Origin of the sequence: Streptomyces sp. NPDC058872 (genome assembly GCF_042743065.1) — a bacterium.
GTDB lineage: Bacteria > Actinomycetota > Actinomycetes > Streptomycetales > Streptomycetaceae > Streptomyces.
The window spans coordinates 1-24,078 of sequence record NZ_JBHYMK010000086.1; the positions used below are offsets into that span (position 1 = coordinate 1).

The 24,078-nt window shown below is 72.3% G+C and carries 16 protein-coding genes; 2 read left to right on the top strand and 14 right to left on the bottom strand.

Features of this window, described 5'->3' with window-relative positions:
* Nucleotides 1–332 precede the first annotated feature (332 nt).
* Nucleotides 333–3,047, bottom strand: a complete 2,715-nt coding sequence (locus tag ACFW22_RS33180; RefSeq protein ID WP_386411928.1) for an AAA family ATPase — start codon at nucleotides 3,045–3,047, stop codon at nucleotides 333–335.
* 178 nt (nucleotides 3,048–3,225) lie between these two features.
* On the opposite strand from ACFW22_RS33180, the gene ACFW22_RS33185 reads away from it, so the two are divergent.
* Together ACFW22_RS33185 and ACFW22_RS33190 are read left to right on the top strand one after the other, a co-directional pair.
* The gene (locus ACFW22_RS33185) at nucleotides 3,226–5,376 is read left to right on the top strand and encodes a M4 family metallopeptidase (protein ID WP_386411930.1); all 2,151 of its coding nucleotides are present in this window, start codon (nucleotides 3,226–3,228) and stop codon (nucleotides 5,374–5,376) included.
* Nucleotides 5,377–5,686: 310 nt separating this feature from the next.
* Complete coding sequence (locus ACFW22_RS33190; RefSeq protein WP_386411932.1) at nucleotides 5,687–6,973, top strand: phytase; 1,287 nt, start codon at nucleotides 5,687–5,689, stop codon at nucleotides 6,971–6,973.
* Here the strand turns inward: ACFW22_RS33190 and ACFW22_RS33195 are convergent, their stop codons facing one another.
* The 13 genes from ACFW22_RS33195 to ACFW22_RS33255 form a co-directional block, all read right to left on the bottom strand.
* Nucleotides 6,974–7,837, bottom strand: coding sequence for an NUDIX domain-containing protein (locus tag ACFW22_RS33195; RefSeq protein WP_386411957.1), 864 nt, complete (start codon nucleotides 7,835–7,837; stop codon nucleotides 6,974–6,976).
* A 106-nt stretch (nucleotides 7,838–7,943) separates the two neighbouring features.
* Entirely contained in the window at nucleotides 7,944–8,705 is a 762-nt protein-coding gene (locus ACFW22_RS33200) for a PIG-L deacetylase family protein (protein WP_386411934.1), read from the bottom strand.
* A gap of 17 nt (nucleotides 8,706–8,722) precedes the next feature.
* On the bottom strand, nucleotides 8,723–9,136 hold the full coding sequence (locus ACFW22_RS33205; RefSeq protein ID WP_386411936.1) for a hypothetical protein: 414 nt from the start codon (nucleotides 9,134–9,136) through the stop codon (nucleotides 8,723–8,725).
* Between the two features lie 451 nt (nucleotides 9,137–9,587).
* Complete coding sequence (hemC, locus tag ACFW22_RS33210) at nucleotides 9,588–10,547, bottom strand: hydroxymethylbilane synthase (RefSeq protein ID WP_386411938.1); 960 nt, start codon at nucleotides 10,545–10,547, stop codon at nucleotides 9,588–9,590.
* 100 nt (nucleotides 10,548–10,647) lie between these two features.
* Complete coding sequence (fxlM, locus tag ACFW22_RS33215) at nucleotides 10,648–13,026, bottom strand: methyltransferase, FxLD system (RefSeq protein ID WP_386411940.1); 2,379 nt, start codon at nucleotides 13,024–13,026, stop codon at nucleotides 10,648–10,650.
* Between the two features lie 32 nt (nucleotides 13,027–13,058).
* Nucleotides 13,059–14,441, bottom strand: a complete 1,383-nt coding sequence (locus ACFW22_RS33220) for a phosphotransferase (RefSeq protein ID WP_386411942.1) — start codon at nucleotides 14,439–14,441, stop codon at nucleotides 13,059–13,061.
* Complete coding sequence (locus ACFW22_RS33225) at nucleotides 14,438–15,289, bottom strand: class I SAM-dependent methyltransferase (protein WP_386411944.1); 852 nt, start codon at nucleotides 15,287–15,289, stop codon at nucleotides 14,438–14,440. The genes ACFW22_RS33220 and ACFW22_RS33225 overlap by 4 nt, the downstream gene beginning before the upstream one ends.
* Nucleotides 15,286–16,599: a protein-L-isoaspartate O-methyltransferase gene (locus ACFW22_RS33230; protein ID WP_386411946.1), complete on the bottom strand. Its 1,314-nt coding sequence runs from the start codon at nucleotides 16,597–16,599 to the stop codon at nucleotides 15,286–15,288. The genes ACFW22_RS33225 and ACFW22_RS33230 overlap by 4 nt, the downstream gene beginning before the upstream one ends.
* Nucleotides 16,596–17,990 carry an MFS transporter gene (locus ACFW22_RS33235; protein WP_386411949.1) on the bottom strand — a complete coding sequence of 465 codons (1,395 nt, stop codon included), beginning with the start codon at nucleotides 17,988–17,990 and terminating at the stop codon, nucleotides 16,596–16,598. The genes ACFW22_RS33230 and ACFW22_RS33235 overlap by 4 nt, the downstream gene beginning before the upstream one ends.
* Nucleotides 17,974–19,014, bottom strand: coding sequence for a phosphotransferase enzyme family protein (locus tag ACFW22_RS33240; protein WP_386411951.1), 1,041 nt, complete (start codon nucleotides 19,012–19,014; stop codon nucleotides 17,974–17,976). Before ACFW22_RS33240 ends, ACFW22_RS33235 begins: the two co-directional genes overlap by 17 nt.
* Nucleotides 19,015–19,105: 91 nt before the next feature.
* Nucleotides 19,106–20,575 (bottom strand): NUDIX domain-containing protein, encoded by a 1,470-nt coding sequence (locus tag ACFW22_RS33245; RefSeq protein WP_386411953.1) that lies wholly within the window; start codon nucleotides 20,573–20,575, stop codon nucleotides 19,106–19,108.
* Between the two features lie 62 nt (nucleotides 20,576–20,637).
* Nucleotides 20,638–22,605, bottom strand: a complete 1,968-nt coding sequence (locus ACFW22_RS33250) for an ATP-binding cassette domain-containing protein (RefSeq protein ID WP_386411959.1) — start codon at nucleotides 22,603–22,605, stop codon at nucleotides 20,638–20,640.
* Nucleotides 22,606–22,882: 277 nt separating this feature from the next.
* On the bottom strand, nucleotides 22,883–23,752 hold the full coding sequence (locus tag ACFW22_RS33255; protein WP_386411955.1) for an endonuclease: 870 nt from the start codon (nucleotides 23,750–23,752) through the stop codon (nucleotides 22,883–22,885).
* Nucleotides 23,753–24,078 lie beyond the last annotated feature (326 nt).

Sequence of the window (24,078 nt, forward strand, 5' to 3'; positions counted from 1 at the left end):
CGTCGGCCGGTAGCCGCACGCCACAGCGCGACCGCGTCGTTCCTGAACTCCTCCGGATACCGAGACCTACGTCCCACCAGGACACCCTTCCTCGGGCCACCAAGATCCATTGGTCAGAGTGTCCACACCCCAGGGGTCACCTCATGTGACACACGGGCCCGCGGTCCAGCACACCCGGCCCGTCGGGTACACGTCGCGCTGTATGACCGTCCGGCCCGTCTCGAATTTGTGCATCGTGCCCTCCCTCGCGCACCCCGGCCGGTGGTCCGGCTGGGCTTGCCCATCACCTCAGCGTCCCCTGGGGGCGGCGGGCAAGCCGCCGTCCGGGCGGGTCACTCACGTGCCGGTATGACGGTGTGCGCGAGTTGGAAGCGTGAGTGCAGGCCGAGTTTGCGGTAGACGCGGGTGAGGGTCGCTTCGACCGTCTTGACGCTGATGGTGAGGGTGGTGGCGATGTCTCGGTTGCTCATTCCGGCGGCGGCGAGTTCGGCGCAGCGTTGTTCGGCGCAGGTGAGGCGGGGCTGGGTGTTGCCGCCTGCGGGTGCGGCGTCCAGTCGGCTGAGGGTGCGCGCGGCGGTTTCGGCCCAGGGGTGTGCCCGGTGGGCGGTGAAGAGGTCGGCGGCGTCCTGCGCGGCGGCGCGGGCGCTGGCGCGTCGGCGTCCGCGTCGTTCGGTGTGGCTGAGGGCCAGCAGGATTCTGCCGCGTTCGAGGGGGAGATGGTGGAGGCGGGCGGCCGCGTCGGTGAGGCGCCGGGCGGCGGTGTCGTAATTGCCGCGGGCGGCATCCAGAAGCGCCTGGGCGCGTTCGAGCGGGGGGAGGATCGTGTCCCTGCTGAGGCCGGTCGCGGTGCGGCGGGTGTCGTCCAGCAGGCTCTGTGCCTGGTCGAGGTGGCCGAGGGCGACGAGGGTCTCGGCGAGCTCGGGATGCCAGCGCAGAACGGACGGGTCGTGGACCTGCTGGAGCTCTTCCAGCGAGCGGACCTCCTCCAGGGCCTCCAGGGCTTCCTTGGGGCGGCCGGTGGTCAGGAGGAGGTGGCCGAGGGCGAAGAGGTTGCGGGAGAGGAAGATCTTGTTGTCCTCCTGCCGGGCGGTGTCGGCTCCGCGGCGTGCGTGGACGAGGGCGAGGTCGGTGCGCCGGGCGGCGCCCTCGACGAGGGCGGAGGTGTAGCACGCCGGTGCGGGTGACAGAGCGGTTGCGTCGGTCAGCGCCTGGGCGCGGTGGGCGTGGTCGAGTGCCCTGGAGCACTGTCCGGCGCGGAGTTCGGCCTCGGCGAGGCTGCGCAGGATGTCCACGGTTGCCTCGGCGTCTCCCGTCCGCTCGGCTTCGACGAGTAGGGGCAAGAGCGCGGTGCGGGCCTCCTCGGGACGGTCGTCGAAGAGGGCGTGCCGGGCGGCGAGGTGCTGGGGTGTGCTGTTGACCGGGAGGGGGGCGGCGCGTGGCAGGGACAGGGCGCGGCTGAGCGTGGTCTCGGCGTCGGGGTGTCCGAGGACGCGTTGGAGACGGGCCTGCATGGTGAGGGCCATGACGGTGGTGGTGTCGCCGACGGTCTCGGCGAGGGCGGTGGCCCGGCTGGCCAGGGCGCACGCCCGGTGGGGGTCGCCCTCGTTGACGTTGGCCCAGATGGACTGACGGACGAGGACCTGTGCGGTGAGGCCGGGTTGTCCGGCCGCCGCATGGAGTGCATCGGCGAACAGTTCGTCCGCGCTCTGCAAGTGCTGGCCGCTCGCGTCGATCAGGGTGACGAGGGCGTCGACGCGTTGGGCGGGAGTGGTGTCGTGGCCCAGGACGAGGCGGGCGGCGGCCCGGCCGCGGGGGAGGTCGCCGTAGTGGGCGGCGTCGCGTACGGCGGTCAGGGCCCGTTCGGTGAGCAGGTCGCTGTCGTCGTGCGGGGTGCGCTGGGCGGCGAGGAGGGAGAGTTCGGCGGCGAGCGCGTGGTCGCCGCGCTGCCTGGCGCGTGCGGCGGCGCGGGCGGCGAGGCGGGCCGACCTGGGGTCGGCGGCATCGGTTGCCAGCGCGGTGTGTCGGTCGCGGCGGACGCTGTCGTGGCTGGCCTCGGCCAGGCGGGCGTGCAGGAGTCTGCGCGCGTGGCCCGGCAGCCGGGCCGCGAGTTCGGTGCCGATCGCGGAGGCGGTGAACCGTATGGCCCTGCCGGGCTGTACGGGGTCGATGAGCCCGGCTGCCTCGGCCTCGGCCAGGAGGCTTTCGGCTGCCGGGCCGGCGAGACGGCTCAGCAGGTCGAGGTCGGGCCGGTCGTCGAGTGCGGCGAGCGTCAACAGTTCCCGGACCTCCACCGACACGGTGCCCAGCCATTCGCCCACCAGCCGGAGGGTCGAGGGAGGGAGCACCGGGTCGTCCTCGGTGATCGGCGCGGCGGTAGTGTGGCCGCAGCCCTCGGCGAGTGCCAGGGCCAGCGCCGGGTTCCCACCGCTGTGGGTGTGGATACGTGTGACCTCGCGGGGGACGAGCCGGTACGGGGAGAGCAGGGTCGCGACCTGGGGGGCCGTCAGGGGCGGGATGCGCACCGCGCATGCGTCTTCCCCGCACCAGTGACCGGCGGTGCCCGGGCGCCAAGTGCGCTCGGCGGCGATGACGGGAAGGTCCGGGGTCAGTCGCAGGGCCCAGCCCAGGACGGCCGCGCTGGCCGGGTCCAGCCACTGGGCGTTGTCCACCACCAGCGTCATGGGCGGTGAGTCCCGTAGCAGAGCGGCGGTCTGCCGGCGCAGTCGTAGGGCCGAACCGGCAGGGTCCGGGGACCCTTGTTGGTCAGTGGCCTCGTCGAGTTCCGCTGTCAGCTCCCGCGCGGCGGGCAGCGCGGGGAGGGCCAGCGCGAGTTCGAGCAGTCCGGCATAGGGAACCTGGGCGTCCTGCGGACGTGGCGCCAACCGCAGGACGGGCAGGCCCAGTTGTTGCCCCAGGGCCTCGGCCGCGGTGGTCTTGCCGCTTCCGGGCGGTCCGCACAGGACCACCCGGCGGGAGCCCCGCACGTCTTCCGTCAGTACGGGACCGGCCTCGTGGGATGCGTTCACCCGCATCGCAGCGTCTTGCATCGGGCCATGGTGCCCCGCCGGACCTCCCCGGTCCAGATCAAGGGGTTGCCCTGATGTCTGCCGCCCCCCGCGTCCCTAGCCTCATCGCCACAGCCGGGCCAACTGCCGCCGAACGCCCCCCACACCCCTGATGACGTTCTGCGGCCTATCCCCGACGTGGCTCGGCGGAAGGATCACGATGAACCGCAAAACCCCCCTGGCAGCCGGTATCGCGGCAGCCCTCGCCCTGGGCTCCATGACCGTGGTGGCCACCCAGTCCACCGCGACCGCCCAGTCCACCTCGGCCGCCGGAGAATCCGCCGCCCGCCCCGGCGCCGGGTTCCAGGCGATGACGGCCGACGCGCGTAACGAGGCGATACGCACGGCCGACCGGAACGCGGCAGCCACCGCCCGCGAGCTCGGCCTGAGCCCCGCTGAGCGTCTGGTCGCCAAGGACGTGCTGATCGACACCGACGGCACCCGGCACGTGCGCTACGACCGCACCTACAGTGGCCTGCCCGTGATCGCCGGCGACCTCGTGGTGCACCTCGCCGAGGACGGCACGATCACCAGCTCGGACATGGCTCACCAGGGCGCGATCCGGGTCGCCGACACCACCCCGAAGCTGACGGCGGCCGATGCTTCGGCCAAGGCCGTGAAGCACGCCAAGCACGTGAAGAACGCGAAGGCCGGCGGCAAGGACAGCACCCTGGTGGTGTACGCAGTCGGCAAGATGCCGGTCCTCGCCTACCGCTCGACCGTCACCGGCGCGGGCGAGACCGGCCCAGCCTCGCGGGAAGCGGTGATCGTCGACGCGACCAGCGGCACTCTGCTGGACCAGTACGAGCTGCACCAGAGCGTCACGGGCACCGGCAACGGCGTCAACGTCGGCCAGGTCTCCATCGAGACCACCCTGTCCGGCAGCAGCTACACCCTCACCGACCCCACGCACGGCAGCACCATCATCTACGACTCGTACAACAGCTCGCAGTCGACACCGAAGCTGAACGCCCGGACCTTCTCCAAGACCACCAACTCCTGGGGCACCGGCACCACGTCCAGCCGCGAGAGCACGGCCGTGGACGCCTCCTACGGCCTGGCGAAGACCTGGGACTACTTCAAGGACTCCTTCAGCCGCTCCGGCATCCGCAACAACGGCCTCGGCGCCCCCGCCTACGTGCACGTCGACACCAACCTGCTCAACGCCTTCTACGACGACGACTGCTTCTGCATGTTCTTCGGCGACGGCTCCTCGCAGAACAGCTACACCCCGCTCACTACGCTCGACGTGGCCAGCCACGAGATGAGCCACGGCGTCACCGCCGCCACCGCCAACCTCAACTACTCCGGCGAGTCCGGCGGCCTCAACGAAGCCACCAGCGACATCTTCGGCAGCATGGTCGAGTTCTACGCCAACAACACCGGTGACCCCGGCGACTACTACATCGGCGAGAAGCTCAACATGTCGGCCGGATACATGCGCCGGATGGACAACCCCTCCGCCGACGGCAGCTCGCTGTCCTGCTGGACCTCCAGCGCCGGCTCGGCCGACGTCCACTACTCCTCCGGCATCGGCAACCACTTCTTCTACCTGGCCGCCGAAGGCACCGGGGCCAAGACCATCGGCGGACGCTCGCACAACGGCACCACCTGCAACAGCGACACCTTCACGGGCATCGGCAAGGACAAGGCCGCCGCCGTCTGGTACCGGGCGCTGTCCACCTACATGACCTCCACCACCAACTACTCCGGCGCCCGCACCGCCACCCTGCAGGCCGCCGCCGACCTCTACGGCACCGATTCCCAGGAGCGTTACCTCGTCTCCAAGGCATGGGCAGCCGTCAGCGTCGGCACCGCCCTGTCCGACCCCGGCACCGGCACCTCCACCCCCTCGCCGACCACGACCTCCAGCGGCAACGCGCTGACCAACGGCAGCTTCGAGTCGGGCACCAGCGGCTGGACCCAGAGTGACAGCATCATCACCAACTCCTCTCTGCAGGCCGCGCGCGACGGGTCCTGGTACGCCTGGATGATGGGCTACGGCGCCAGCGCCATCGAGTCCCTGTCCCAGTCGAACATCGCGGTGCCCTCCACCGGCACCCCGAAGCTCACCTTCTGGCTGAAGGTCTCCACCCAGGAGTACGGCTCCATCGCCTACGACACCCTCAAGGTCAAGGTCAACGGCACCACGCTGGCCACCTACTCCAACGCCAACGCGAGTTCCGGATACGTTCAGAAGACCATCGACCTGTCCGCCTACAAGGGCCAGACGGTGAAGCTTGAGTTCGCCGGCACCGAAGACGCCTACCTGTCGACCATCTTCCTGGTCGACGGCATCGCGATCGGCTGACCGAGCCAGCCCACCGCCAGCACTCCTGCGGCCGGAGCCCCTACTCGGGCGCTCCGGCCCCAGGAGCCTCCGCATACGTGCGGACTTGTCGAAGAAGAGGTGGCGCGCCTTGTACTGGTCGATCTTCTTGGCGAGGCCGCAGCGGAGCCAACGGCCGCGGGCATGAGAGGGCCGGCCGGGGCGGCCCGATCTTCGCTCCACGGCTTTCGCGATGTGTTCAACCACCGGCCACTTTTCAGTCGTGGCCATGACATGTGCGACCGCGAGTGTCTTTCCTAACAGGGTAAATCACCTTATACAAGGAAGAATCGTGACTATACGTCTGGCACCTCGTGCCTCCGCGCTCGCTCTCTGCACGGCACTGGCGGCCTCCTTCGCCCTCCCGGCGCAGGCCTCCGGGATCGACAGCGTCCGGCCGAAGGCCGAGACCGCGCCGTTGTTCGACGACGAGGCCGGCGGCAACGCCAACGCGGACGACCCGGCGATCTGGCGTAACCCTGCCGACCCGGACCGCAGCCTGGTGATCGCCACCGCCAAGCAGGGTGGCCTGCGGGCCTACGACCTGGACGCGCGCCAGGTGCAGTCGATCCCCGCCCCGGCCGGCCCGAGCGCCGACGACAAGCCCGGCCGCTTCAACAACGTCGACCTGGTGCAGGGCCTGCGCCTGGGCGGCGTCCGTACGGACGTCGCGGTGGTCAGCGACCGCGGCAACGACCGGCTGCGGATCTACCGCATCGACCGGGATAAGCCCGGCGGCCCGCTCACCGACGTCACCGACCCCGGCGTGCGGCCCGTGTTCTCCGCCGACCAGGCCGAGATCAACAAGCAGCAGACCGCGTACGGCCTGGCCACCTGGACGGAACGCGGCACCGGCCGCTCCTACGCCCTGGTCAGCCAGCGCAACCGCACCCGGATCGCCCTGCTGGAACTGCTCTCCACCACGTCCGGCACCGTCTACTACCGCCAGGTCCGCACCCTGGACTTGCCCTCCTCCTTCCGCCTGCCCAACGGCGCCGCCTGGACGCCCTGTGTCGAGCCGGGCGAACTGCCGCAGGTCGAGGGCATGGTCGTCGACCCCAAGGACGGCACCCTGTACGCGGGGCAGGAGGACGTCGGAATCTGGCGCATCGACGCGGGCCTGACCGGCACGCCGACCCTGATCGACAAGGTCCGCGAGTACGGCGTCCCGGGCACGTACGACGAGCAGACCGAGGAGTGCACGCCCGGTGCCGACCCCGGCTTCGGCGGTACGCACCTGACGGCCGACGTCGAGGGCCTGACCCTGGTCACCGAGCCGGACGGCGACGGCTACCTGCTCGCCTCCAGCCAGGGCGACAACACCTTCGTCGCCTACGACCGCGAGCGCGACGAGGACAACGAGTACGAGAACGCCTTCCGCATCACCGCGGCCTCCACCACGCTCGACGGCTCCGAGGCCTGCGACGGTGCCGCCGCCCTCAACGTCCCGCTCGGCAGGCGCTACCCCCACGGCCTGCTCGTCGTCCAGGACGGCCAGGAGACCCCAGGTGACGGCGACCGCGAGGCCACCGGCTTCAAGTTCGTCGACCTCGGCGAGGTCGTCGACACCATCGACTGATCACTGAACACCGCGGGCGCACGATGAGCACACCGTGCGCCCGTCCCGCCTCGAAGAAACGGGACGAGCATCCTCGGACGTAGGGCGTCCGCGGCATGACACTGAGGCGGCGGCGAAGCATGAAGGGGGCGGTCGCGTTGCCCCAGAGACTGGACTCCCAGCCTGCCTCGGTGTGCCGCCGGGCAGGCAGGCCGCGCCGCTGTCGGGATCGAGGAGGACGAGGACACGCCCGTCCGGGGCGAAGGTCCACGCCCAGGACTGGCGAACCGTGAGGTCCTCGGGGACCGGTACGGGGTGGAAAGGGAAGTGGTGACGGGCTCGGGCGGTGCGCAGGACGCCGACCCGGTCAAGCACGGTGGGAGCGATAGGGAGCCCGTCCTCAAGGAACGCCGGACCGGCGCCGCTGATGCGGGCGCGGAGCGCGGACAGGGCGCGGCGGGCATCGCCCGGAGACATCAGAGCGGGCAGGTTGGCGGGTTCGACGAACTCGACGGCCTCGATCTCGCCCGGCGCGGGCCGGATCGCCGCGATCTGGTCCTTGTCCCAGACGCCGCCGTCGAAGACGTGCAGGAGCTCGCCGGGGAACTTCATCGCGGGGGGTGTTGTACGACCGGCGGGGGAGACCCAGTCGACAACCAGCCCGCGGTTGACGGTCGCCGTGGTGCCGAGCTCCTCCTTCAGCTCGCGGGCGGCGCCCTGGGCGGGGGATTCGCCCTTGTCGACGGCGCCGCCCGGCAGCAGGCACGTGGGGCGGTAGCCGACGCGCTGGATCAGGACCTGCCCGCGCTGGTTGGTGATCAGCACGGAGGTTCCCGCCCACAGGGCGGCCGAGGCGCGCAACGCCCCGTACGCAGCCTCGTTCATCGCCACGCTGGGAGGTTCGTCGGGCGCAGAAGTCGGCGTCATTTCTCTCCGATCGGTGAGTGCTTGCTGGTTGGCGGTGAAGGGGCGGCTGGCACGGGGCCGGGTTTCAGATGGTCAGCTGATCTGGGTCGCCCTTCACGGGGCCTGGGGTGAGGCGGGTGAAGTGTTCGGTCTGGATGATCTGGTTGCGGTCGGCTTCGGGGAGGCGAGCGAGGATGCCGGGCAGGGGCCGCTCGCGTGCGACCTCGCCGCGGTGTGCGAGGATCGCGCGCCACTTCACGTCGGCCCAGGGGCTGACGTCGACGCTGGTGGTCACGTACGAGTCCGGCACCGCGAAGACGGCCTTGTCTACCCCTTCCAGCAGCGGGCCGAGCAGGTCGACGCCGGACTCGGGGTGCGTGGCGGCGTACAGCGCGGCCGGCTGCCAGGGCGGGCCCGCTTCGGGATGCAGGTGGGCGAGGCCGGCCGCTTCGACGGCGAGCAGGGTGATTTGGTGCGTGCGTACGTGGTCGGGGTGGCCGGTCAGCTGGCCGACCGCGTCGTGGCCGATGACCACATCGGGCTTGAAGTCGCGGATGTGGGCGACGAGGTGGCCGACTGCTTCGTCGAGGGGAGCGTCGACGAGCCGGGGCCGGCCGGGGGCCGCCTCGGGGTTGCGGGCGTCGTTGTAGCCGAGGAGGCGTGGGGTGCCGGCACCCAGGACGGTTAGGGCGTCGGCGAGTTCGGGAGCCCGGCGGCTGTCTGGCGCCCAGGTGGCGGTGACGACCGCCGTGCGGGCCCCGGCCGCGGCATGCTGGGCGAGGACGCCCCCGGCGAGGAGGGATTCATCGTCCGGGTGTGCGAAGACGGCAAGCAAGCTGGGCAGCACGGGGACCTCCGGGGCGGTCACGGTATGGGGACTGGGGAGCCGGTGAGGTGCTCGGCGTGGCGGGCGAGGTGGGGAGCGAGCTCCGGGTGGCCGCCGCGACCGGCGACCTGGAGGAGCTGGGCGAGCGCGACGAGTTCGCCGGTCCGCCCGGCGGGAGTGTCCAGGACGTGGGCGAACTCGGCGCGGATCCGGGCGGCCGTGGCCGGCCGGGCGAGGCTGTACGCGCGGAGGAGCCCGACGTCGAACCCGACGGGCATCTGGCCCCATCCCTCCCAGTCGAGGATGACCAGCGGTGGGCCGGTGAGGTTGGCCCAGTGCAGGTCGCCGTGGCCGGTGGTCCAGGAGATGGCTGCGGGCGTGGGGATGCCGAGGAAGCGGGCGAAGTTGCGGTCGATCCACTGCCGGCGTACGGCTTGGCGGTCGGTTGGCACCGTCGCGGTGGTGGCGAGGGCGGTGCGTAGATCACCCCACCATGAGTTCGGCAGGCTGGCCTCGGACGTGAGGACGGGGCCGCCGGTCTGGAGGGCCGGTTGAGGATGTACTCGGACAGCTCGGCGCGGTAGGCATGGCCGCCACGGGTCCACGCGCTGACCTGATGGAGGCGGGGCCGCGGCACCGTGCGGGGAAGGGACGCGTCGGCAGAGGCGTTTCCCTCCCATAGCCGGCTCCCGCGCTTGTCCTCGGGCGCGCAGACCAGGCGCAGCCACCAGCGGCCGGCCCGGCGGCTCAGAGTACGACCCTGCCAGCCCCATGCCTCCGGCCCGCCCGCCCTCACCGCGAACGCCCGGGCCGCGGCTCGGTGTGCCGTACGCATCCGTACCCGGTCGGCCTTCTCGCTGGGCGGCGTGAACACCGCCCGGTCGGTGGGCGGTGCGCTGCGGTTCATGGCCGGGCTCCCAGGAGGTGGGCGGCTCCCGCGTCGAGCAGGCGCTGGGCGGCCCGTTGGCCGACGACGGCGGGGTGGTCGGCGGGGCCGGTGGCGGTCGTGCGGATCGGGGTGCCTCCTTCCGGGTCGACGACGACCGCGTGCACGGTGACGAGGTCGGCTGCCGGGTTGAGGGTGGCGTGGGCGGAAGCGGCGGTCAGGCAGTTGCCGTGAAGGGCGGCGAGGGTGGCGCGCTCGGCGTCGAGGAGGAGGTGGGTGGGGGCGTGGGCGAGCGGGGCGAGGACGTTGCCGGTGGCGTGGTCGTCCGCGCGGTGCTCGATGACGACGATTCCGGCGCCGGAGGCGGGCAGCCACACGGTGGGGTCGAGGATTTCGGCGGCGCGGTCGGCGAGGTTGAGGCGGCGCAGACCGGCGAGAGCGGCGATCATCACGTCGGCGCCCAGTACGCCGGAATCAAGGGCACGGAGGCGGCTGTCGGCGTTGCCCCGGATCGGCACCGCAACCAGCTTTGGGTGGAGGGCTTTGAGGAGGGCGGCGCGGCGGGGAGCGCTGGTGCCGACCCGGGTGCCGGGCGGCAGCGAGGCGAGCGTGGCCGGCGGGTGCCCGGCGGGCAGCACCAGGGCGTCGCGGACGTCTTCCCGGGGCAGGACCACGCCGGCCGAGATTCCCGGCTTGCGGTCGTGGGGGCTTGGCAGGTCCTTCGCGCAGGCGATGGTTGCCTCGACGCTGCCGTGGAGGAGGCGTTCGTCGGCACGCCGGGTGAAGGCGCCCTTACCGCCGATCTGGGCGAGCGGGCCGCGGTGCTGGTCCCCTTCGGAGGTGATGGTGACGATGTCGAGGGGGATGTGCGGGTAGCGGGTGCGGAAGGCGTGGGCGAACCGGTCGGTCTGTTCCATGGCCATCGGGCTCGGGCGGGTGCCGAGCCGGAGGGAGCGGGTGGAGGGGGTGGCGGTCATGACGGGTTCTGGTCTCCGCGTGGTGAGGCGTGCATGCCGCGGTGCGGCGGTGAACGGCGGTCGGGAAGTGCTGTCGATCAGGTGGTGTCGCGCGGCTGGGTCACTTGTCTTCCAGTACCGGTGCAGGTGCGCGGACCGCGCGGTGGTGCCGAGCCGGACCTGGCAGGTGCCCGTCTCGGCACGGCCACTGGAACACCAGGCGGCAGTGCTCCTTGTCCAGGACGTGCCCGGCGGGCAGCTGATCGTCGGGTGTGCCAGCCGGGTGGACGGTCAGGAGCGGATCGGCGTGCTTGTCGTTGTCGTCGGCGCGTACGTGGCGGTCCCACGCCCGCACCGTGGCAGCCAACTGCTCGGCGAGCTGGGGGCCCTGCTCGCCGAAGGCGTGGACGCCCCACTCCCACTCCTTGTCCTCGGGGAGCTCGCCTTGCCGGGTCTGGACGTGGATCAGGTAGGCGAGCGAGGCGTCGCCGACGACGGCCGGTGCGTCGCGGTCCTTCGCGATGGCGGTGATACCCGTGTCCTGGTGGGCGGCCAGCCGGCAGAAGGCCGGCAGGGTGGTGGCCGCGTACAACTGCAGGGAGCCGAAGTAGGCGCCCGCCCCCATGGTGACGCCGGTGGCGATCTCGTGCCGCGGCCCGCGCAGCGCCTCCTCCAGGCCCGCCGTCTCGGCGGCGGTGCCGTTCTCGAAGCGGAGCGTCAGCTCACCGTCGAGGAGACCGGTGACGGGAATGGTGCGGGCTTGCTGTCCTTGGTCCCGCACGAAGCCGCAGTACGTGAAGTGCCGGGCCTCCAGCACCTGCCCGCGCCGCTCGAAGGTGACTGCCCGGGTGTAGCCGCCGATTTCCAGCGGCAGGGCCAGACGTCCGCCCTCGGCCAGCTGCTCCCGCCAGGCCGGGGCGATGTCCCAGCAGTTGTAGGTGATCACGCTCGCGTCGAAGCCGCCGCGGGGCACGAGGTTGGCGGGTGCGCCGAGAGCCGCATCGGCCTCGACGACGGTGACGCGTCCGCTGCCGGCCTCCGCGGTGAACCGGCGGGTGCGGCGCACGACCCACGAGTCGATGTCGACGGTCACCACGCGGCCCTCGGGCCCGGCGACGTGGGAGATGAGTTCGGCGTTGTAGCCGCCGGATCCCGCCTCGAACACGATCGCGCCCGGCGTCAGGCACAGGTTCTCGATCATGTCCGCCTGGAGCCAGGCCGCGGACACCGAGCTGATCGCCGTCCCGGTCTCGTCGCGCCGGGTGATGACGGCCCGGTCGCCACCGTCGTACGCGGCCGCGAGGTTCACCTCGGGGGCGAAACGATGCCGGGGGACAGTCCGCAGCGCGCTGCGGACGGGCTCGGACGGGGCCCAGCCGCCGTTGATGACCGTCTGGGCCATCGCCTGGCGCAGCCGGACGGCCTCGGCCGGCTCACCCGGCACAGGCGGCCGATCGGCGGCGAGCGGGTAGGAGATCACGGGTGGCAGGTCCGGGATGACGCCGGGCCACACGGCATCCAGCGCCTGCGCGGCGGGGACGAAGATGTCCCCAACACAGGCGAGAGTGTGCAGGTCGAAGAACTCCCAGCGGTCGAACAGCTCCGGTTCCTGGTTGGTCAGGGTGCCCGTCCACGCGGTGATGCGGACGACGGCCGTGAGCCGCGGGATGCCGTGGCTGTCGTCGACCAGCATCGTCACCACGTACGCGTCGGCCGGGTCGGCGACCAGTCCCGTCTCCTCGGCGAGTTCGCGGACCGCCGCGACGGCGAAGCCTTCCGGGCCGCGGGTCTTGCCGCCGGGCAGCTCGAACATGCCGCGGCGGGACCGGCCGAGCAGCACCCTGCCGGCATCGTCGGTGACGACAGCGAGAGCGCCGGTCAGGGCATGGGCGGTGGTCGGCCTCTTTTCGACGGCCCGGGTGTCGGCGTGGCAGGGCCCGCCCAGGACCAGGAAGGCCAGACCGTCAGCGTCCAGCCGCTCCACCGTCTCCCATCCGGCGGCGAGCACGGCGATCTCGTCCTCGTCCAAGGCGATGCCGCGCCGCTCCTCAGGCGTGTTCTCCACCACCGGTGTGATGACTACGAGAACGCCGCCGTCCCGCAGCCGCTCACCCAGCCCATGCAGGACACGACCGCGGTCCTTCAGGAACGGATACATCAACCGCATGACGACCAGGTCGTACCCCTCCGCGTCCAGTGGGGCCGGATCGTCGCGCTCGATGTCCAGATACAGCCACCGCACGCCCTCGACGTCGGCGTGCTCCTCGCGAGCCCGGGCGAGCGCGCTGTCGGTGAAGTCGACGGCGTCCACGGTGTAGCCAAGGGAGGCGAGGTAGGCGGCCAGCTCGCCGGTGCCGCAGCCCGCGTCAAGCGCCCGGCTGTCGCCGTCCGGAGCGGGGGTGTGCTCAGCGAGGAGCTTCCGCTCGCGCTCACCGACCTGCCGGAAGTTCTTGCCGTCGCTGAAGTGCTGCTCCCACTCGTCGCGTGCGGTGTAAGTCAACGTGCTGCTCCTCGTACGTAGGTGCGGTCGGGTCAGGGGCGTTGTGCGGCGCGGAGCCGGGCCAGCGTGCGCAGGCCGCGCTCGACGAGCTCGGGATCGCCGTGGGCGGCGCCGTAGGAGACGCCGGAGACGGAATCCAGGACGGACAGGACCGCGAGCTGGGCCTCTTCCTCCGGGGTGAAAGGGCGGCCGTAGCCGTCCATCACGGCCTGCAGAAGGTCGGGGCGGCCGTGCCAGGCATCGGACAGCCGCACGAAGTCCCTGATCGCCGGGCCTTCCTCCGACCGCTCGAAATCGATCACGTACAGGACATCGGCGTCTTCGTCCCAGCGCAGATTGCGCAGCTGGAAGTCGCCGTGTGTGGGAACCCCCTCCAGGGCGGGCAGGCCGGCGGCCTTCTCGGCGGTGGTGCGGATGAACTCCTCGTCTCCGGCCGCGAGGTGGGCGCGGGCGCCGTTTAGGTGCCGCTCCAGCTTCCCCAGGGGCAGGGTGCCGGCGGCTGGACTCGGTGGGGCGCTGGTGTGGATGGCGGCGGCGAGCTGCCCGATGCGGCGGAAGATGAGGCGCTGCTGTTCCGGCGAGTAGACGGCGCCGTGCAGGGACTGGCCGCCCACAGCGGTGAGCACCACGGCCCGCAGCCCCGCGTCGGCGGCCACCAGCCGGGGCGCGGCCGCCCCGAGCCCGGCGACCCAGCCGCGCAGTGCGTCCACTTCACGCCGGTGGAAGCGGTCGTTCTGATGGACCTTGACGTACCAGGTGCCGCCCTGGGCGCCGTCCGCCCTCCAAACGCGACTTTCCGCCCGTGCCCAGGACACGTCCGTCCATGTGGTGATCCGGCCGACCGCCTGCTCGGCGAACGCGCGCACCTCCTGCTCCGGGACCGCGCCGCGCGCGGCGGGGTCGGGGACCAGGACCAGCCGGTCGACGGTCGGGTCGTAGGCGATCGGATCGCCGGGCTCTTGGAAATGGACGGCCATCCGCGCGCCGGCCCCGTAGGCGTCCAGTCCCGCCCGGCAGTAGGCCACCATCGGCTCCGGCAGGGCGTCGAGGGAGAACCACCCCATGGCGTCACACACCCGGTGCTCCATGACCTCCGGGATGCCGTCCCAGCGCCTCACCTCGAAGAACACCCCAAGCCGGGCACCGCCCGTGGGGGAGCGATGGTGCACGGTGACGGCCGCGCGGACGTCGGTCGGATCGACGACGATGCCGGCCTCCTCCCGGGTCTCGCGCACCAGGGCGGTGACCACGTCCTCCCACGGGCCGTCCAGATGTCCGCTGACCAGATGCCAGCAGCCGGCCGCGTAGACGTCGCCGGCCCGCCGGGACAGCAGCACCTCGGGCCCCGCCGCGCCGTCGCGCACGGCGACCAGGTGGACGTCGAGCGGCTCCGTGTGCCGCTGGACGCCAGTCACGCGTCACCGCCCCGGCGGCGGGCGAGCAGCACGGTGAACTCCGTGTCCTCCTTCAGGACTCCGCCGCGGGCGTGCTCTTGGAGGAGCCGGAGCACGGCGGCCTCGAACGCGTGGTGGCGGTCGGCGAACAGGGCGGGGCGGGCGAAGCTGGTGGTGCGTAGGTAGCCGATCACGTCCTCGGGTGTCCAGGCGCGGGCGACGGGGAAGCGGTGCTCGGTCACGTTGCTGAACGCCGAGTCGGAGAGGTCGTCCTCGTAGGCGCGGCCTGGTCCGGCATAGGTGCCGCGGGTGCCCGCGCGCCGGTCTTCGCCGAGGTAGGTCTGAATCAGCTCCCGCAGGGTGGCCGTCCAGTCGGCCTGGTGGGTCCAGAGGCTGCCGTCGCCCATGACCGCCACGACGGCGTGCGGCGCGGCCACCCGGTCGGCCATGGACAGGACCTCAGGGCGGGACATCCAGTGGAAGGCACGGCTGCAGGTGATCAGGGTGGGCGCCCGCCCGGGTCCGGCGGGGGCGAAGGTGTGGGCGGCGCCGGTGAAGACGTCGACCGTGCATCCTCCGCGGACCGGTTCGAGTGCGGCGCGGGCCACCTCGAGCATTGAGGCGTTCACGTCGACCAGGTCGATGTGGACCAGGCGGTGCAGGACGGGCAGCAGCGCGCGGGGCACCTGGCCTGTGCCGGTCCCCAGGTCCAGCAGGACGGGGTCGGGCACGCCGTGCTGGGTGGCGGCCAGGAGATGGACCGCGGCGTCCGGCAGGCCGGGACGGTAGCGGGCGTAGTCGGCGGCCTCGGGCCCGAACAGGGCGTCGTCCCAGAGTGCCGCCGGGGCCGGCTGGTCGGGGCGGGTCATCGCGCATCTCCAGGAGTGTGGGGAAGGTGCCAGTTCAGGGCGCCGTTTGGACTCGTGGCCCGCTGGCTGCCGTCGGTGTCGAAGTGGAGCTGGTAGGCGGCCGGTTCACCGGCCGCCCGCCACTGGCCAGCGGCATCCTGGATCTCCGCCCAGATGTCCCGGGGGCCGCAGGTCGTCACGTCCCACCGGCGGTGGCCGGCGGCCCGCGCGCGCATCCACGACCCGCACTCGGGCGCGCCGATCGTCAGGTCCTCGGCGCCGAAGTGGCGCACCAGGCCCGGCCGAAGGGCGTCCAGGGCCAGCCACATGCCGCGAGCCGTGTCGCTCGGTGGCGCGATCCGGGTGCGCTGCGTCCGCCCGTTGCCCGTGGTGATCGCCTTGCGGAAGGAGACGGACAGGAACAGCCGGTCGAAGCCCGCGGCGGCACGGTGCCCGAACTCGACCGCGCGCAGCTGCGCCTCCACGGTGCCGTCCGGTCGTTTGTCGATCACGGCCAGGCCCGGCCACGACGGCGACGACGTCCCGAGCGTCATCAGCGCGCGCCTGCCCGGCGCCAGCTGCTCCACCAGTGCTGTCGGTACGCGAGGGACGGCGAAGGAGACGAAGATCCGGTCGTACGGGCCCGCGTCGAGCCAGCCCGTGGTGCCGTCTCCGGTCACTACGGCCGGCTGGTAGTCGAGGGAGGACAGGCGCTCGCGGGCGGCCGCGGTGACGTGCGGGTCGATGTCGAGGGTGACGACGTCGGCGTCGCCGCACACGAAGCAGGCCACCGCCGCGGTCACTCCGGCGCCGGTTCCGACGTCCAGCACCCGCTGCCCGGGCCGCAGGTCCAGGAGCTGAAGCAGGTCCGCGGTCATGCCCATCGTGCTCGACATCGCGGTCATCACACCCCCGCGGCGCCATCCGGCAGTACGGCCGAGGACCGGCTCCCCGTCGTGCTGAATCGCGACGCTGTCCCCGCTGTGCAGCCGCTCCTCCCGGTCGGCCGGGCGGGACCAGTCGAGCAGATCCCAGCGCGGCGGGGTCTCGTCCGGGGTGCTACGCCGCACGTACGCCTGGGGCATCAGGACCTGGCGCGGCAGCGCGAGCAGGGCCTCGCGCACCGGCCCGGGGCGCAGCTCTCCGCTCCCCTCGAGCCGGGCGACCATCGTCGCCCGGGCGGCCGCGGCCCCGGAGGTGTCGCCGTCGCACTGCGGCGGCAGGAAGGGGCCGGCGGACAGGGCTGAGTCACCGCGCCCGTCGCACTTCAGGGGCTCGGACGGGGTGGGCACGGCAGACGTCGCCATGGCGGCGTGCGGCACCTTGTTCACGTGGCGTCTCCTCCGGGCGAGCGGTCGTGGCGGTCGTCTTCCGCGCGGGTAGGCGTGGGCACGGCCGGAGGGGCCGTCCGCAGTGCGAGCGGCGACGGCACGGGAGCGTCGCCTGTCCCCGGCGGGACGGGAGGCGTGTCCGGCATGTGCCGCAGCGCGCGCAGTGGGGAGCGGGCGAGCACCGCGAGGGGGACGAGCAGCAGGACGGTTCCGGCGGTCAGGGTGGGCCGCACCCCGATCCACGTGCCCAGGCCGCCGGCGAGCAGTGCGGCCACTGGGCGGGCGCCGGCCGTCAGCCAGGTGCTCACGGCCTGCATCCGCGCCTGCATCCCGGCTGTGGTGATGATCTGACGAATCGATCGCTGGGTGGTCCCAGCGGCACCGGCGCAGACCAGTTGCAGGAACAGCGCGGCACCGACCGCGACCTGCCAGCGAAGGCCGGGGGAGGCGAGCAGTAGCGGGATCTGGGTCAGCGGGGTGATCGCGAGCGCGGTCAGCATCATCGGCCCCGGGCCCCACCGGCGGGCCAGCGCCGGTGCGGTGAGCGCCCCGGCGGCCGCCCCCAGCGCGCCGAGGCCGAGCACCACACCGAACGCGGTCGCGCCCATCGCGAGCGTCCGCAGCAGATACAGCGCCCACAGGGTGTTGAGCAGCCCAAGTGCGAGGGAGGTGGTGGCGTTGACCAGGGTCAGGGTCAGAAGCCTCTTGTCGCCGTGCACGTACCGCAAGCCCTCGCCGATCTCCTCACCCAGCTGGCGGGCCTGCGGTCGACGCGTGGCGGGTTCGCGGGCCTGGATGCGGGCGGTACATCCGGCGCTGATCAGGAAGGAGACGACGTCGCCGAGCAGGGCCCGGGCGGGGCCGAGCAGCGCGGTCAGCGCGGCGCCGAGGTGGCTGCCGGCGGTCGCGGCGATCGCGAACAGCGCGCCCACGCGGCTGTTGCTCCGCTGGATCAAGGACCGGTCGACGAGGCTGGGCAGGAGGCTGATGGCCGCCGCGTCGTGCAGCACGCTTGCCGCCCCCTGGACCACGGCGACGATCACGAGCTGTGTCAGGGTCAGGGTGCCCAGCGCGGCCGCCACCGGCACGGTAGAGAGCACCGCGGCACTGACCAGGTCGCCGGTGATCATCTGCCGTCGCTTGGAGTACCGGTCGGCGAGCGCGCCGGCGTGCAGGGCGAGCAGCGCGGGAGGGAGCTGTCCGAGGAACGCCAGCCACGCGACCTGGGCGGTCGTGGCGTCCAGGTGGAGCACGGCGAGCACCGGCAGCGCCATCTGGGTGATCGAGCTGCCGGCCACGCTCGCGGTCTGGCCGGTCAGGTAGCGGCGGAAGTCCCGGTGCCGCCACAGCGAGGCGCTCGGGGCGGAGGGGGTCTCAGCGCAGGACGTCATGGAGCACCTCCTCGGCTTCGTCCAGGCGCTCCCACAGCACGTCCGTGGCCTCGTGCCGCGCGCGCCCGTACGCCTCCAGCGCCGGGGTAACCGCGGCGGGATCGTTCAGCGGCTCGGACAGGGGATAGACCGAGCAGGCCAGGTACCCGGCGGCAACCCGCGGCACGGCGAGGAGGTCCTCGGCCGGAAGCCGCGGGTTCGCGGTGCGGTAGGCACCGACCGCGCGGGCCAGGCCCGGGATCCATTCGTCCGGGCGGGCCAGGACTGTGCGCGGGTCCAGTACGATCCGGCCGAGCTCCCAGGCGGCACTGCGATGCGACGGGGGCCGGAAGTCGATCACCGCGGCGACCGTCTCGCCGCGCAGCAGCAGGTTGGGCGAGGCCAGGTCGCCGTGTACGACCTGCGTCATCAGGGTGGCCGGCAGCTTCTCCAGGCGGGCCGCAACCTCGGGAAGGACGGCACGACGCTGCTCCGCGGTGTGGGCGCACCAGGCGGCGAACCCGCCTGGTGGCGGTGGCGCGGCCTCCCAACGGGCGAGGAGTCCCTCCAGCCGCCGCCCGGCCCGCGCGACGTCGCACACTGCGCGGGCCTCAACAGGGCGCGGCGGGCCGGCCGGGTGGCCCGCCAGGACCCGGTGCAGCCGGCCCACGGCCTCGCCCACCGCATCCCACCGGCCGCCAGACAGACCGCCCTCGGCGGTGTGCGTGTCCGCGACGTACTGCGCCACGGACACCGACAGCCCTCCGGCTGAGGCGATCATGTCGCCGCTCACAGTCCGCCGCACGGCCGGTACCGACACCCCGGCCCGTCTCGCCGTCTCACCCAGGGCCAGCGCCTGCCGCTCTTCGGCCACATCGGTGCCGGGCGGGTACGCCTTCACGAACCAGCGCCCGCCCTCACGGTCCTCGGCGAGGTAGTTGCGGGTCGCCGTTCCCGCCGGGCCCCGGCTGACCGCCGCCGGCGCGATCCGGTACAGCAGCGCCAGGATCCCGGCCACGATCATCGCCTCGGCCTCGCCGCTCATCTCGGTACCCCCGGCACCAGGGCAGCCCTGTGGGCGGCGCCGGGCCGGGCACCCGGCCCGGGCCTGCGGCTGGTAGGTGTGCGCACGCCGTTCACCAGCCCATCTGTGAGAACGCGCGGCCCTCGGCGATGCTGCTGATGGCCGTCCGGGTGTAGGAGACGAGACGGTCCGGAAGCTCGCGCGCCGGCCACCACTTCCAGGTCAGGCACTTGTCCGGCTCGCGTACCTCAGGCGTGCCCTCCCAGCGGCGCGCCCGGAAGACGAGCTGCATCAAGGGCAGGCTGCCCGGGGCGTCGACGACGTGGACGACATGCGCGAGCTCGACGTCCGCGGGGTCGATGACCAGCCCCGCCTCCTCCCACGCCTCGCGGACCAGGCACGCGAGGGCGGACTCCTGCTCGCACCGCCCGGCGAGGTAGTGCCAGGTGTCGCCCGCGTACTTCGAATCGGGGTGACGCAGGCCGAGCAGCACCCGGCCCTCGTCGTCTTCAAGGTGGAGGTGGACCCCGACGCCGTTCAGCACCACCCGGTCGCCCCCGTCCCACACGGGAGGAGCCACGGCCCGGCCGTCGTCCGGAGGGTTCTCGGCGGCGTGCCAGCGAATCAGAGCGCGGGTGGCGGGGCTCAGCCGCAGCCGGTCCAGTTCATCGGGCGCGAACCAGCGCAACAGCACCCCCTCGTGCAGCGCGAGACGGTCGGGGTTGCCGCGCCACTGGCCCGTGAACACCTGGACCGGAACGCTGAGGCCGTCGATGCTGGTGGCGTCCTCCACGGCGTAGGGCGTGAGGTCCTCGAGGCGGAGGTCGGGCACCTCCTCGGACAGCTCCCGCAGCAGGGTGCCCTCAAGGCTCTCGTCGTCGTGCGTACGCCCGCCGCCGAGGAGCGCGAACGCCCCGGGCTCCCAGATGACGCCGGGCTTGTGGTCGCGCAAGTGGAGCAGGTACCGGCCCTGTCCGTCATGGACCAGCGCGGAGGCGTTCACCGGCTCCGGCCAGCCGTCCAGCCGCGCCTGGAGGAACTTCGCGCGCAGAGTCGGCGAGGTGACCTCCTGCTGCGGGAGCCACTGGGCGCCGGACACTTCCGCGTCCTGCAGCGCGATCGCCGGAGGCTCCTCACTGGCGAGGTAGAAGACGTAGCGGAAGTCGTAGTGGCGGTGGGCCGGTTCGTCCTTGGCCGGGCTGGCGTCGATGTCGTGGACGTCGATGTCGATCGGAGAACCGAGCAGCTGCCGGGTCAGGCACAGCTCGCCCGGCGGGATCCCGGCCTCCTCCGACACCTCGCGCAGCGCCGCGGCGAGCAGTGTGCGGTCCCCGGGCTCGATGTGGCCGCCCGGGGTGAGCATGAGGCCGCCGGTGGCCCGGTGACGGATGTGCAGGACCCGGCCCCGCCGGTCGATCACGACGGCGCTGCACGTGACGTGCCCGGGCAGCGTCGTCCGGGCGGTCGCATCGACCGACCGGTCCAGCGCGTCAAGGAGCCCGGCCAGGGCGTCACGCTCGCCGGGGTGCCGGCCGAGGTACGCCTCGACGGTCCTGCGGATCGCGGTGGAACAGAGTGACATGGGCGTCGTCTCGCCTTCGATGTAGGGGGGCGGGTCGGGCTGGAGGAAGTCGCTCCGGTGGATCAGCTCGCCGTCTCGCGGCCGGACGGCTGGGTGCCACGCGGCCGGGGAATCGGGTCGGCCGTGGGCGCGAGCCCGTACTGCGCGGCCTGGGCGGCGAACATCCCCCGATACAGGCCGCCCGTGCGGGCCATCAGGTCCTCATGGGTGCCGTCCTCGACGACACACCCCTGATCGAGGACGTAGATGTGGTCGGCGTGCATGGTCGCGGCGAGCCGGTGGGTGACGAGCACGACCGCGTGCCCCTCCTCGGCCAGGGACCACAGCCCCGCGAAAGCGGCAATCTCCGCATGGGCATCGAGCGCACTGGTCGGCTCGTCGACCAGCAGGAACGGAGCCTGTCGATACCTTGTTCGAGCAGACCCCAGCTTCTGCCACTGGCCTCCCGAGAGCTGGACACCGCGCTCGTAGCCCTTGAACACGATCGAGTCCCAGCCGTGCGGCAGGCCCTCGACCAGCTCAAGTACGCCCGCCTCGCCGGCGGCCTTGCGGACGCGCTCCATGTCCCTCGGGCGGTCGCCAGCGCCGATAGCCACGTTCGCGGCCGCCGTCATCTCCCAGCGGGGGAAGTCCTGAGCCAGCAGCCCGATCTCGGCGAAAACCTGGGTACGGTCCGCCTCACGCAGCTCGACCCGCTCGCCCGACTCGCCCACCCACCACACCTCTCCCTCCGCAGGAAGCAGCAGTCCGGCCAGCACCTTCGTGAGCGTGGTCTTCCCCGAGCCGTTCGCACCCACCAGGGCCGTCACCTCCCCCCGCGGCACCCGCACGCTCACGCCCTTCAGGGAGGGGCCGTCGGCACCCGGATAGGTGAACGACACCGCCTCCGTCATCACCTCCCGCACCGGCACGGGCAGCGGCGTACCGGAGAGCGGGATCGCGTTCTCACCCGCCACTTTGATCGCGTCCTCGGTGTCGGTGAGGAACAGCAGCTCCTCGTACAGCCGGTTGACCTGCTGCACCAGCGACGTGAGCCGAGCCGTCGAGGTACGGATGGCGATCACCGCGGTCCCGCCGACGGCGAGCGGCAGACCACCGGTCGACAGCAGCCACCACAGCATCCCGTAGCAGGCCAGCGACGCCACACCGGCGAACGCGCCCGCGACCAGATCCGTCGATGCCTGCGCCCGAGCGAGCCGCCGCTGCTCGGCTTCGGTCTGCCGCGACATCTCCTCATAGCTGGACAGCAGCTTCGTGCCGGCGGCGTGCACACGGAGCTCACCGGCGGCGTGCGGCCGGGTCAGGTAGGCCAGCAGCGACGCGATCGCCCTGCGGTGGTCGACCCAGTTCATCCGGGACAGGTAGTCCCGGCGCGCGGAACGGACCGCGCCCCACCCCTTGGGCAGGGCGATCGCCAGCAGCATCGGCAACAACGCCCAGTGCAGCGCCGCGAGCACGACCGCGGCCGCCACCATGCCGATCACCACATTGCCGACGCCGACCGACAGCCGCAGCATGCTACGGGCCGAGTCCGTGCCGAACCGGCCCGCCTCCAGAACCCGCTGGACCTCCGGCCGCTCGGTCGCCTCCACCTCCACACCGGTGACGGCCGTGTAGTACCGGGCGGAGACCGCCCGCTCCACCTGCGGCTCCAGCCGGCCCGACATCGCCGTCGACCACGCCGACAGCACCGCGGTCGCCACCGCCGTGACCGCGAGCACGACCAGGGACGGCAGCGCGTCGCGGAGCTTGTCCACGGTCGGACCGTCGGCGAACAACTGCGCCAGGACGCCGTTGACCGCCACCAGGCCACACGCGGCCGTCACGCCCTGCCCGAGCTCGGCCGCCACGACCCCCATCAGGGCGCGCCGGTCCGCCTTCCAGCCGGTGCGCAGCACCATGCCGACCATGTGCGGCAGCGCGGCCGCCATGTGCCCGAACTTCAGCCGGGTCAGCGGCCCTTCGTGCCGGACGTACGACTGGTCGTAGCGCAGCCGGCCACCGTACAGTTCCTGCTCGGCGTCCGAGATGCTGTCCGCAGCTCCGGCCTTCGGGCCGCTCGCGATCGTGTCGCCGCCTGGTTCGACTGGCGTCAATGTGTTCCTCCTCGTGGGCGTGGTGGTGGCGTCGGTGTGTTCAACGACGCCCCACGATTTCGAGCACCTGTTCCTTTCGGACGCGTTGCGCGCCCGGTGATTCAGCGGATTTCCGAACGTGCGCAGTGCACCGACCCTTGCCGCGTAAGGGCACGCGGCCCGGGGGTGGTTGGCCGAAACGCCGACGTTCGGGCGTAGCGGCAGTCCGTGGTCAGCAAGAGCTCGTAGCCGGTGCCTCACCCTGTCCGCCCGGGCTGGACGACAGGCCCAGGCGCAGCGTCATGACCGAGTGGTCGGACAGACCCTCTTCGCGGGCCTGTTGGTGGTAGTCGCAGGCGAGGACACGGTCGGCAAGGCAGGTGGCGACGAAGAGGTGGTCGAAGCGGAAGCCGTTGCCGCTGCGCCCGTACCAGGAGTGGGCGACCTTGTCGGGGTGCAGGTGGCGGAAAGCGTCGGTGAGACCGACGGCCAGGAAGGAGTCGTAGAAGGCGTACTCCCACGCGCCGAACACCTTGTGCGGGGGCTGGTGGCCGCGCTCGACGACATTGAGGTCCCCGGCCACGATGACGGGCATGTCCGGGAAGGCAGCGTCGAGCTTCGGCAGGGCCTCGGTGACCGCGTCCTGGAAGGCGCGCTTGGCGACGCTGCGCTGCTGCTTGGGGCCGCGGGAGGGGACGTACAGACCGAGGACGCCGATGTCGTGGCCGCCGACGGTGACGCGGGCGGCCGGGGCCCGGTGGGGCGTGACGGCGACCGGGCTCTGGGCCGGGTGGGCGTCGGCGGTGCGGCAGGCGATGACCGTGCGGTAGTCGGCTTCTGCCGGCTGCGGGGCGATCACGGTGGCGTACCCGCGCTCGCCGAGCGCGGTGAGGAGAGCGTCGCCACCGTGGGTGGAGGACACCTCGGTGAAGACGGCGATGTCCGCGTTCTCCTGGGCGGCGACCCAGGCGGCCTGACGGCGGGAGCGGTCCGGGGAGGCGTGCTGGGCGTTGAACAGCAGCAGCCGTACGGCGTCGTCGGCCGGAGCGTGCGAGGGTTCGTCCGGGGTGATCAGGGAGAGTTGCTCGGTGGGGGCGCTCATCGGGAGGCGCCCTTCTCGTCGAGGAACGCCTCGCTCTGGGGCGTCTTCTGAACGGGTCGTAAGGACGCCACGCTTTCACGGATCACTCCGCTGCTGGCCCGAAGCGCATGGACCAACCTGGCGGCCAAGGTTTGAGGGAGCCCTCCGTCGTCCAGCGCGCAGGCGTTGACCAGGTCGCAGGCAGCGTTCGTTTTCCCGGAGGAGATCAGGTTGGTGAAGCGGGGGTTAGCCACAATACCAGTGACTTAAGGTTCCTGGCTGTTAGCGTGGCGTCCAGGAGGTGCCTAGATGCCACGCCCTGGGCAGGTCAAGCCGGAGACGGATGA